Source organism: Nakamurella sp. GG22, from assembly GCF_052976845.2.
Map to the genome: position 1 here is coordinate 17473 of NZ_JBRIIO020000050.1, position 9573 is coordinate 27045.

The 9573-nt window shown below is 69.6% G+C and carries 11 protein-coding genes; 8 read left to right on the forward strand and 3 right to left on the reverse strand.

Features of this window, described 5'->3' with window-relative positions; all coding sequences use genetic code 11:
- Window positions 1–140: 140 nt before the first annotated feature.
- From ACVBEQ_RS26870 to ACVBEQ_RS26885, 4 genes are read left to right on the forward strand one after another with little or no spacing between them, the layout of a single operon-like run.
- Entirely contained in the window at window positions 141–1301 is a 1161-nt protein-coding gene (locus ACVBEQ_RS26870; protein ID WP_447156477.1) for an HpcH/HpaI aldolase/citrate lyase family protein, read from the forward strand.
- Window positions 1301–2668: a phosphoribosyltransferase domain-containing protein gene (locus tag ACVBEQ_RS26875; RefSeq protein WP_447156478.1), complete on the forward strand. Its 1368-nt coding sequence runs from the start codon at window positions 1301–1303 to the stop codon at window positions 2666–2668. The genes ACVBEQ_RS26870 and ACVBEQ_RS26875 overlap by 1 nt, the downstream gene beginning before the upstream one ends.
- Window positions 2665–3831 (forward strand): cysteine protease StiP family protein, encoded by a 1167-nt coding sequence (locus ACVBEQ_RS26880; RefSeq protein ID WP_447156479.1) that lies wholly within the window; start codon window positions 2665–2667, stop codon window positions 3829–3831. Before ACVBEQ_RS26875 ends, ACVBEQ_RS26880 begins: the two co-directional genes overlap by 4 nt.
- On the forward strand, window positions 3831–4643 hold the full coding sequence (locus ACVBEQ_RS26885) for an HAD family hydrolase (RefSeq protein ID WP_447156480.1): 813 nt from the start codon (window positions 3831–3833) through the stop codon (window positions 4641–4643). Before ACVBEQ_RS26880 ends, ACVBEQ_RS26885 begins: the two co-directional genes overlap by 1 nt.
- Window positions 4644–4650: 7 nt before the next feature.
- On the opposite strand, the gene ACVBEQ_RS26890 is transcribed toward ACVBEQ_RS26885, so the two are convergent.
- Entirely contained in the window at window positions 4651–5091 is a 441-nt protein-coding gene (locus ACVBEQ_RS26890) for a VOC family protein (protein WP_447156481.1), read from the reverse strand.
- Window positions 5092–5183: 92 nt separating this feature from the next.
- Between ACVBEQ_RS26890 and ACVBEQ_RS26895 the strand changes: the two genes are divergently transcribed.
- Window positions 5184–5696: an SRPBCC family protein gene (locus tag ACVBEQ_RS26895; protein ID WP_447156482.1), complete on the forward strand. Its 513-nt coding sequence runs from the start codon at window positions 5184–5186 to the stop codon at window positions 5694–5696.
- 13 nt (window positions 5697–5709) lie between these two features.
- On the opposite strand, the gene ACVBEQ_RS26900 is transcribed toward ACVBEQ_RS26895, so the two are convergent.
- Window positions 5710–5988 carry a DUF3040 domain-containing protein gene (locus tag ACVBEQ_RS26900; RefSeq protein ID WP_447156483.1) on the reverse strand — a complete coding sequence of 93 codons (279 nt, stop codon included), beginning with the start codon at window positions 5986–5988 and terminating at the stop codon, window positions 5710–5712.
- A 191-nt stretch (window positions 5989–6179) separates the two neighbouring features.
- Here ACVBEQ_RS26900 and ACVBEQ_RS26905 point away from each other — a divergent pair, with 191 nt between their 5' ends.
- Both ACVBEQ_RS26905 and ACVBEQ_RS26910 read left to right on the forward strand, forming a co-directional pair.
- Entirely contained in the window at window positions 6180–7553 is a 1374-nt protein-coding gene (locus ACVBEQ_RS26905; RefSeq protein ID WP_447156487.1) for an MFS transporter, read from the forward strand.
- Between the two features lie 13 nt (window positions 7554–7566).
- Window positions 7567–8064 carry a group II truncated hemoglobin gene (locus ACVBEQ_RS26910; protein WP_447156484.1) on the forward strand — a complete coding sequence of 166 codons (498 nt, stop codon included), beginning with the start codon at window positions 7567–7569 and terminating at the stop codon, window positions 8062–8064.
- A gap of 62 nt (window positions 8065–8126) precedes the next feature.
- Here ACVBEQ_RS26910 and ACVBEQ_RS26915 read toward each other — a convergent pair whose 3' ends face one another.
- Window positions 8127–9089 (reverse strand): TetR/AcrR family transcriptional regulator C-terminal domain-containing protein, encoded by a 963-nt coding sequence (locus ACVBEQ_RS26915; RefSeq protein WP_447156485.1) that lies wholly within the window; start codon window positions 9087–9089, stop codon window positions 8127–8129.
- Between the two features lie 247 nt (window positions 9090–9336).
- Between ACVBEQ_RS26915 and ACVBEQ_RS26920 the strand changes: the two genes are divergently transcribed.
- A partial coding sequence (locus tag ACVBEQ_RS26920; protein ID WP_447156486.1) for an ATP-binding cassette domain-containing protein occupies window positions 9337–9573 on the forward strand: 237 nt, incomplete at its 3' end.

A 9573-nucleotide genomic window follows, 5' to 3' on the forward strand; every position in this document is an offset into this window, starting at 1 on the left:
GAACAGTCTCCAACCTATCGGTGGGTCCGCAACAGCCACCCCGCACCATCCTTGACCCCAACTCCGGCCGGCATGACAGAGTTCCCCGGGTCGCCGGAACCGAACAGCGGACCGTTCACACCGAACAGCAAGGAGGGCACGTGCGGCATTTCGACCATCTGCCGAGAAGTGTCCGAGATGTCCTCTTCTATCAAGCACCTGAGCGTTTCGACCGGAACAGTGAGCGGTCGGTGCTGGCTCACGCGCTGGGTGCCACGCTGTATGTGCCGGCCACCCGGGACGACCTCGCCGGATCGATCCGCCGGCAGGCGGCAGCTGGTGCGAAATCGATGGTGATCGACCTCGAGGACGCGATCGCGGACGGTTCCGTCGAATCGGCGCTGGCCGACACGGCCAGGACGTTGCGCCGGCTCCTGGAGGACCCCCCGGAATGCCAGCTGTTCGTCAGGGTGCGGACGGTGGACCACATCAGGGCGCTGACCGCGGAGCTGGGCGAGGACATCGGCGTCGTCAGCGGTTTCGTCATACCCAAGTTCTCCCTTGCGCATGGCGCGGAATTCCTGCGGGCCGTCTCCGATGCGCGGGAGCGGTCGGAGTACCCGCTCTACGCGATGCCGGTGCTGGAGACTCCACGGGTCCTCTACCGGGAGTCCCGCGACGTCGAGTTGAGCGGCATCCGGGAGCTGCTCGACGAGTACCGGGAACTGGTGCTGACGGTCCGCATCGGCGCGACCGATCTGTGCGGCCTGTTCGGAATCCGCCGGGACCGGGATTTCTCGATCTACGACGTCGGGGTGGCGGCGGACCTGATCATCCAGGTGGTCAACCATCTCGGCCGTACCGACGGCACCGGCTTCGCCATCACCGGGCCGGTGTGGGAGTACTTCGCGAACCACGAGCGGATCCTGCGGCCGCAGCTGCGGCAGAGCCCGTTCGACGAGCGGCACGCGTCGGGGCTCCGCCGCGATCTGCTGAGCCGTGACCTCGACGGCCTGATCCGGGAGACGATGCTCGACCGGGTCAACGGGCTGACCGGCAAGTCGGTGATCCACCCCCTGCACATCGCCCCGGTGCACGCGCTCGCCGTCGTGCCGCACGAGGAGTACCTCGACGCGGCTGACGTGCTCGAACCGTTGGCCGACGAGGGCGGGGTGCGCCGTTCCGGATACCGCAACAAGATGAACGAGCCGCGGCCACACCGCATCTGGGCCGCCCGGACGCTGCTCCGCGCTCGGGTCTTCGGCGTTGCTGCGCAAGGCATCTCGCACGTCGACATCATGACCGCACTGCAGGACGCCTGATGACCGCCGGCCCGGCCACGGGCTCGTGGGTGTCCGACACCTACGGCATCGCCATGGCGGACCGGGGGTCGCCCGTCGGGTTGACGATGGCCGACCTGGTCGCGATGGCGCTACGGCAGAATCCGCGGCGGGCCCAGTTGCTGGTGTCCACGGTGCTGGGCAAACACATCCCGGTCGACCCCCGGGTCGTGGCGGGGAGCGGGCGACTGCTCGGCGCCCTGGTCGCACAGGCATTGGCCGGCGAACCCGATGCGCGCGGCCCGGCCCGCTGGTGGCGAGCGGCCCGGGCCTCGGTGTCCGGTGCGGACCCGGACGCCCTGCTCAGTGCGCTGCCCGCCCCTTCCGGATCGGACGACGTGCTGACCATCGGCTTCGCCGAAACCGCGACATCTCTCGGTCATCTCGTCGCCGACCAGTTGGTAACCGCCTACCTGCACTCCACCCGGCGCCGCTCCGGCGACGTCCCGGTCGCCGCCGAATTCACCGAACCGCACTCGCATGCCACGGGTCATCTGCTCCGGCCGGCCGCCGCCGATTTGCTGACCACGGCACGCACCGTTGTCCTGGTGGATGACGAGCTCTCCACCGGCACGACTGCGTTGAACGTCATCGAGGTGCTGCACGGCATCACCCCGCGGAACCGGTACGTGATGGCCGGGCTGGTCGACGTGCGATCGGCCGCGGACGATGACCGGCGCGCCGCCGTCGCCGAGCGTCTCGGCTGCCGGATCGACGTGGTGTCGCTGGTCCGCGGTTCGGTGGTGGTCCCGCCCGATGCGGTCGAAAGGATCTCGGCCGACATGACGGCCGGGACAGGGCCGGCCGGGACAGAGCCGTTGGGGACAGAGCAGCTGTCGCAGGTAGAGCTGCCGTGGCCGGCAGCCGTGCCGACCGGCGGGCGGCACGGATTCCACCCCGCCGACCGGCCTGCTTTCGACGCGGCGGTGTCCGACGCGGTGGCGGCGCTGATCCCGGCGGTGGGCTCCGCGGCCACCGTGCTGGTGATCGGCACCGAGGAACTGATGTACCTCCCGCTGCGGATCGCCGCCGGCCTGAGCACGGCCGAGCGGCGCACCGCGTTCCAGTCGACCACCCGTTCGCCGGTGCACGCGGTGGACCGGCCCGGGTACCCGGTGCGGAGGCGCATCGATTTCCGTGTCCCGGTCGACGGCTCGCCGCGGACCGCGGAGCGTCACCTGTACAACGCCTGGTGGCCGGGCACCCCCGCGGGTGCTGAGGCCGATCTCGTCCTGCTCGTCGACGACAGGCCGTCGCGACCAGGTCCCACGGGGCCGGCCGAGGCCATTGCCGCAGCGACCGGCGCGCCGGTGGTGAGCGTGGTCCTTCCGCAGTCCGCCGGGGCATGAGCGCCGTGCAGGACCCGGATCGGGCGTCGTCGAGCCCCGGACCGTTGCGCGGCCCGCTGTTCGGAAGTTACCGCCCGGACGAGGTGGGTTGGTTGCTGACCGACCTGTCGACGCTCGACCTCGAGGGCGACGTCCGCGAACGGGAAGCGGCGATCCAGGCCGGCCTCGCGCACTACGCCGAGTCATTGCCGATCGAATACCAACCGGACGAGGCCTACCAGCGGCTGTTCGAGGAGGTACTGGCGGAGACCGCCGGCCGGCTGGCCCACGCCGTCGGCTCGGTGACCGAGCTGGTGCTGGCCGAACGCGGGCCCGGCAGCGTGCTGGTCTCACTGGCCCGGGCCGGGACACCGATCGGGATCCTGATGCGCAGGTGGGCCCAACAGACGCACGGCATCGACCTGCCGCACTACGCCGTCTCGATCGTCCGGGGCCGGGGGATCGACACGGTGGCGCTGGATTATCTTGCGGCACACCATGACCCGTCATCGGTGGTCTTCGTGGACGGCTGGACCGGGAAGGGCGCGATCGCGAAGGAGCTGACGGCAGCCCTGGACGTTGTCGCCGCCGCGGGTGGACCACGGTTTTCCGACGATCTCGCGGTGCTGGCCGATCCAGGCCACAGCGTGCGGACGTTCGGCACCCGTGACGACTTCCTCATCGCATCCGCCTGCCTCAATTCCACCGTGTCCGGTCTGGTCTCTCGCACCGTGCTCAACCCGCTGTACACCGGACCGGAGGAATTCCACGGCGCGAAGTTCTATCCCGAATTGTCGGGTGCGGACGTTTCCGGCCGGCTGCTCGATGCCGTCAGCGCGGAGTTCGATGCCGTACGGCCCGCTGTGCTGCAGGGGCTTCCGGCCCTGCAGGCGTCGGATCGGCGGGTGAGCTTCGCGGGCTGGGACGCGGTGGAGGAGATCCGCCGCCGCTACGGCATCGACTCGATCAACTTCGTCAAACCCGGGGTGGGGGAGACGACGCGGGTGCTGCTCCGCCGGGTCCCGTGGCGGATTCTCGTCCGCGAGGCCGACCATCCGGACCACCTGCATCTGCGCATGCTGGCGCAGCAACGCGATGTGCCGATCGAGGTGGTGCCCGATCTGGCGTACTCCTGCATGGGACTGGTCCGCCGCCTGACGCCGACTGATCCGGGCGAGGCCTGATGCCCCGCACGATGGTCGCGGTCGATCTCGACCGGACACTGATCTACTCCCGGGCGGCCATCGACGCGATGCTCGCACCGCCGGACGTGCCGCCGTTGACCTGCGTCGAACTGTTGGACGGCCGACCACAGTCGTTCCTGACGAACGAGTCCGCCCGCTGGCTGGAGCTTCTCGGCGCCCGGGCGGTGCTGGTTCCGACGACGACCCGGACGGTCGCCCAGTACGGCCGCGTCCAGCTGCCCGGTGGTCCCGCCGCCTTCGCGGTGACCAGTAACGGCGGCCACATCATCGTCAACGGTCACTCCGACGACCGATGGCGCACTGCCGTCGAACGGCGGATCGCCGGCGACGGCGCCGGCCTGGTGGAGATCGTCGGCGGACTGCACCGGCACGCGGACCCGTCCTGGGTGCTGCACAGCCGGATCGCCGACGACCTCTTCTGCTATCTGGTTGTCGACCTGGCGCGGCTGCCCGCGGACTTCCTGGCCGAGTGGACCGCCTGGTGCGCGGAACGGAACTGGGTGGTGTCGATGCAGGGCCGGAAGATCTACGCGCTGCCCCGTGGACTGACGAAGGAGGCGGCCGTCACCGAGGTCCGGTCGAGGGCGGGCGCCGGCCGGCTGATCGCCGCCGGGGACGGCGCCCTCGACGCCGGCTTCCTGACCCTGGCGGACGCGGCGATCAGGCCGCCGCACGGCGAACTGGCCGAGATCGGTTGGCGACTGCCGCATGTCAGCATCACCGGCTCGGCCGGTGTGCTCGCCGGTGAGGAGATCAGCCGGTGGCTGGTCGAGCAGCTGCGACCCGCCTGAACCGGACTCAGGTCAGGCAGAACTCGTTACCCTCGATGTCGGCCATCGTCACCCAGCTCTGCGGGCCCTGCTGCCCCCGGTGCAGGAAGGTCGCGCCCGCCGCCGTCAACCGCGCCATCTCGGCCTCGACCTTGTCCGGGCCCACCCGCACGTCCAAGTGCAGCCGGTTCTTGACGGTCTTGGGCTCGGGCACGAGCTGGAACAGCACCCGCCTGCCCTCCGCGCCGGCCATCGGTCCGTCGGGCGGGCGGATGGCCTGGCCCTCTTTCCAGACCAGCACACCGTTATGGGTCTTGGTGTCGTCCTCGACGGCGTACCCCTCGGTGATCATCCGGCGGATGAAGTCCTCGTTGCTGGGTTCCACCGTCCAGCCCAGCGCCTCGGCCCACCAGTCCGCCAGGACATGGGGATCGGAACAGTCGACGGTCACCTGGAAGTCGTATGCCATGGGGAACACCGTACGAAGGCACACCGACAGTCGCACCGGGAACGCCGCCTGGAAGCATCAGCAATCAGTTACCCGACGGAAGGACCTTTGCCATGACCGACAGCAGCAGCCCCGACAGCGAGCTGACCGAGAACGGGGTGACCACAGCGCACTCGACGACCGGTGAGCTGATCATCTCCCGGGCCTTCGACGCGCCCCGCGAGCTGGTCTACCGGGCGTTCACCGATCCCGACGAGCTCGCCCGCTGGTTCGGGCCTGTCGGGTTCTCCGTCCCGCGTGACACGGTGGACGTCGATCCGCGCCCGGGTGGTCACCAACGTTTCGTGATGGTCAAGGACGACAACCCGACGATGACGTCACCGGTGGACGCCCGGTTCACCCAGGTGGTCGAGAACGAACTGCTGATCGGCAGCGAGGAGTTCATCGGGCTGCCGGGAGTGCAGGAGCCGACGACCATGACCATGCGGCTGGAGTTCCATGACGCCGACGGCGGCGGGACGAGGCTGGTCATCCAGCAGGGGCCCTACACGCCGGAGCTGGAGCCGATGGCGAAGGCCGGTTGGGAGAGCTCGTTCACCAAGCTGGACGCGTTGCTCGCGGCCTGAATGGAACGAGGATTCAACGGAAGCGGCGCGGACCGAAGTACAGGAGCGCCCCGGCACCCATCGCGGCGACGCCCAGCATGCTGATCACGATGCCGGCCCACAACGCCGCGTCCGTGGTGACGAGACCGACGACCAAGCCGACCATGCCGACCAGGAAGAGCAGGGCGGCGACGAGCGCACGATGACGCTTGACCCGGCTGATCGTGATGGTCGCGGCAAAGTTCGGGTCTTCGCTGCGCAGCGCGCGCTCGATCTCGTCAAGTCTGCGCTGTTCGCCCTCTGAGAGCGGCATGGCTCCTACTCCCCCCAAGGCAAGAAGCCCTGGACAAGTCACAGCTTACGCACGCCCGGGGCCGGTGCCGCCGTTTCAGGGCAGTGCTCTCCGTCCTGCGGGATGAGTGCGACCATCTCGGGTGTCGGGCGGTGATCGCCCGGTGGATCCGGCCGTCGGGGGGTGCTGCAGTGTCGGGTTTCTCCCGTCCGCTGGCCGTGCTGGTCGCCGGGGCGTACTTCATGGAGAACCTGGACGCCACGATCATCGCCCCGGCCGCGCCCGCCATCGCGGACAGCCTTGGCGTGCAGCCAGTCTCGGTCAACGTGGCGATGACGGCGTACCTGCTGACGGTGGCCGTGCTCATTCCCGGGAGCGGTTGGCTCAGCGACCGGTACGGCGCGCGCGGGGTGTTCTCGTTGGCGATCTCCGTGTTCACGGTGGCGTCGGTGGGCTGCGCGGCCGCTCCGACCCTCGGTGTGCTGACCGCGTTCCGTGTCCTGCAGGGTGTCGGCGGAGCGTTGATGGTCCCCGTCGGCCGGCTGGTCGTGCTGCGCAGCACCCCGAAACCGGAACTGATCAAGGCGATCGCCTATCTGACCTGGCCCGCGCTGGTGGCACCGGTCCTCGCGCCGCCGCTCGGTGGGCTGATCAGCACCTACGCCTCCTGGCGGTGGATCTTCCTGATCAACGTGCCGCTGGGGCTGGTCGGACTGCTGCTCACCCGGCGACTGGTCCCGGACCTGCGGGCCGACCACCGGCGCGGCCTGGACTGGCGCGGCTTCCTGCTGACCGCGGTGGGTGTCGCGGCGCTGGTGATCGGCCTCGAGCAGGTGGGTGCGGGCCGGCCGAGCTGGGCATTCGCCGCAATCGCCCTCGGCCTGGCGCTGATCACCCTTGCGGCGTCGGTCAGGTACCTGCTCCGCGCGCCCGCTCCGCTGCTGGACCTTCGAACGCTGCGGATCCGGAGCCTGCGGGCCGCGGTCGCCGGCGGGACCGTCTTCCGGTTGGTCATCAGCGCGATCCCGTTCCTGCTGCCGCTGCTGTTCCAGGTTGGTTTCGGTTGGACCGCGGCACAGGCCGGCGGGCTGGTCGTCGCGCTGTTCCTGGGCAACCTCTGCATCAAACCGTTCACCACACCGCTGATGCGGCGCTGGGGGATCCGGACCGTGCTGCTGCTGGCGCTGCCCGCCTCCGCCGTCTGCATCGCAGGAATGGCCGCGCTGCAGTCGACGACCCCGTTGGCGGCCATCATCGCTCTGCTGACGCTGAGCGGGATCTTCCGGTCGATCGGATTCTCGGCGTACAACACCGTTGCGTTCGCCGACGTGCCGACCGCGCAGATGACGCACGCGAACACGCTCCATGCCACGCTGCAGGAACTCGGTGCGGGACTGGGAATCGCCATCGGCGCCCTGCTGGTGCGCCTCGGGGACCCGCTCGGAGTGGCTCTCGGCCTGGGCGACAATCCCGCGGTGGCCTACCGGATCGCGTTCGTGTTGCTGGCCGCGAGCCTGCTGGCGCCCGTCATCGAGGCGTTCACCATGCCAGCATCGACGGGGTCGGTCGTCACCGGCCGCAGATGAGAGGGAGTGCGCAATGGACCGGCCGTCGGTTCCGACGTTGTTCAGCTGGGCGGGAGGTGCGCCTGCCTTCCGCGGCATGATCGACGCGTTCTACGACCGGGTCGAGCGGGACGACCAGCTCGGTCCGCTCTTCCCCGGCGGGGTCGGCGAGGAGCATCGCGACCACGTCGCGCGCTGGTGGATCGAGGTGTTCGGGGGACCGGCCGAGTACACCGACCAGCTCGGCGGCTACGAGGCGATGGTGGCCCACCACCGCGATCTCGGCATCACCGGCGAGCAACGCTTCCGGTTCGCGTCCCTGATGAGCCTGGCGGCCGACGACGCCGGCATGCCGGCCGACCCGGAGTTCCGGGCGGCCCTGGTGGGCTACCTGGAATGGGGCACCCGGCTCGCCCAGTCCAACTCCCAACCGGGCGCGGCGGTGGTCGAACACGCACCGGTGCCGCGCTGGGGGTGGGGTGTGGCGCCGCCCTACCAACCCGACGCCGGCGCCACTGGTGACGAGAGTTGAAGGCGGCCAGATACTTCCGGCCGAAGGCGAGCAGGACCGCCAGGCGTCGTTGCTGACGCTGATCAGTCTGCGACACCGTTGGCCCGGGCATCAGGGCCGGCGAGCGCCTCGAGGCCGTCCAACAACCGGGCGAGGCCGAACTCGAACAGCGAGTCAAGGGTGAGATCGAGCGCTGGATCCGTCGCGAGCTCAGCGAACATCGGGAAGTCGTGGGTCGCGACGATCTCGGTCATCACGCTGTCCTGGGAGGCCATCCATTCGTCACTGGTCAGGCCGGAGTCCTGCTGTGCCAGCACTTCCGGCTCGAGGTTGACGGCGGTGCCGCGGACGTAGTTGGCCAGCGTCACCGCCATATGCAGTCGCTCGTTCACCGCGAGCCCGAGGTCGGCGAGGACCGCCATGGCCAACTCCGTGTGCGCCATGGCGCTGGGCACCAGCTGTGGGCGACTCATCGAGACCCATTGGGCGAGCCAGGGATGCCGCTGGTAGCCCGCCCATTGCAGCCGACACAGCGCCTCGAGGGTGGCTCTCGGCTCGTTGCCTCTGGACGGCAGGGGAGAGCCGGCAAAGGTCGCCTCCACCATCAGCGTCAGCAGCTCGTCCTTGTTCCGGACGTGCCGGTAGAGGGACATCGTCGCGGTGCCGAGCTCGGCCGCCACCCGGCGCATGGACAGCGCGGCCAATCCCTCCGCGTCGGCAACCTTTGTCGCGGCCGCGATGATCCGCTCCCTGCTCAGCGGGTGGGGGTCCGGCTCGTCCGCCGGATCTGGTGATGACCGGGCCGGCGTCGGCCGGGCCGCACCCACCACGGTCCCGACGCCGGGCCGGGCCTGCACCAGGCCCTGCTCCTGCAGTGTGGCCAGCGCCCTGGTCGCGGTGGCCATGGCGACGCCCCACTCGCGGGTGATCTGGCGGGTGGAGGGCACCCGGTCGCCAGGGCGCAGTTCGCCGGTCGTGATCCGCCTGCTGATCTCCGCGACGATGCGTGCCGTCGGGGCGGCGGTTCCAACGGTTCGGGCGACCATCCTGGCTCCTGACGTTCCGGTGCACTAGTGCACTTGCTGCGTGGATTGTTGCCCGCCCCCATCAGTACACCAGATCCGGGCGAGGTGCACTAGTCGCAAGATAGTGCGGCAACCAGCTCTTTTTGTCGAAGAATGCGTCTTCGGCATGGACTGTTGTCATTGGCGCCTGCTGCGTTTACGGTGTACGCACAATACGAATACGCCGTACGCCCAGAGAAGGTCGATTGCGTCAGCGCAGGGAGAACAGATGAAGCACGACGCGGAAGACGCCGGCACTGCGGTACGGGCCGAAGGCCTGGGAAAGTCCTACGGCACCCGGCGGGTGTTGGACGATGTCGACCTGGTGGTGCCGCGCGGGACGGTGCTCGCCCTGCTCGGCCCGAACGGTGCCGGCAAGACGACGACAGTTCGGATCCTGGCCACCCTCGTGCGGCGGTGGCGGTGGGGGCGGCAGTGTGAGCGGCGGCGGCGGCCGCTTCTGACC

Coding starts and splice junctions, on each gene's coding strand:
- ACVBEQ_RS26890 (WP_447156481.1), bottom strand. CDS start 5,091: ATGGCATACGACTTCCAGGTGACCGTCGACTGTTCCGATCCCCATGTC.
- ACVBEQ_RS26875 (WP_447156478.1), top strand. CDS start 1,301: ATGACCGCCGGCCCGGCCACGGGCTCGTGGGTGTCCGACACCTACGGC.
- ACVBEQ_RS26915 (WP_447156485.1), bottom strand. CDS start 9,089: ATGGTCGCCCGAACCGTTGGAACCGCCGCCCCGACGGCACGCATCGTC.
- ACVBEQ_RS26880 (WP_447156479.1), top strand. CDS start 2,665: ATGAGCGCCGTGCAGGACCCGGATCGGGCGTCGTCGAGCCCCGGACCG.
- ACVBEQ_RS26885 (WP_447156480.1), top strand. CDS start 3,831: ATGCCCCGCACGATGGTCGCGGTCGATCTCGACCGGACACTGATCTAC.
- ACVBEQ_RS26900 (WP_447156483.1), bottom strand. CDS start 5,988: ATGCCGCTCTCAGAGGGCGAACAGCGCAGACTTGACGAGATCGAGCGC.
- ACVBEQ_RS26910 (WP_447156484.1), top strand. CDS start 7,567: ATGGACCGGCCGTCGGTTCCGACGTTGTTCAGCTGGGCGGGAGGTGCG.
- ACVBEQ_RS26895 (WP_447156482.1), top strand. CDS start 5,184: ATGACCGACAGCAGCAGCCCCGACAGCGAGCTGACCGAGAACGGGGTG.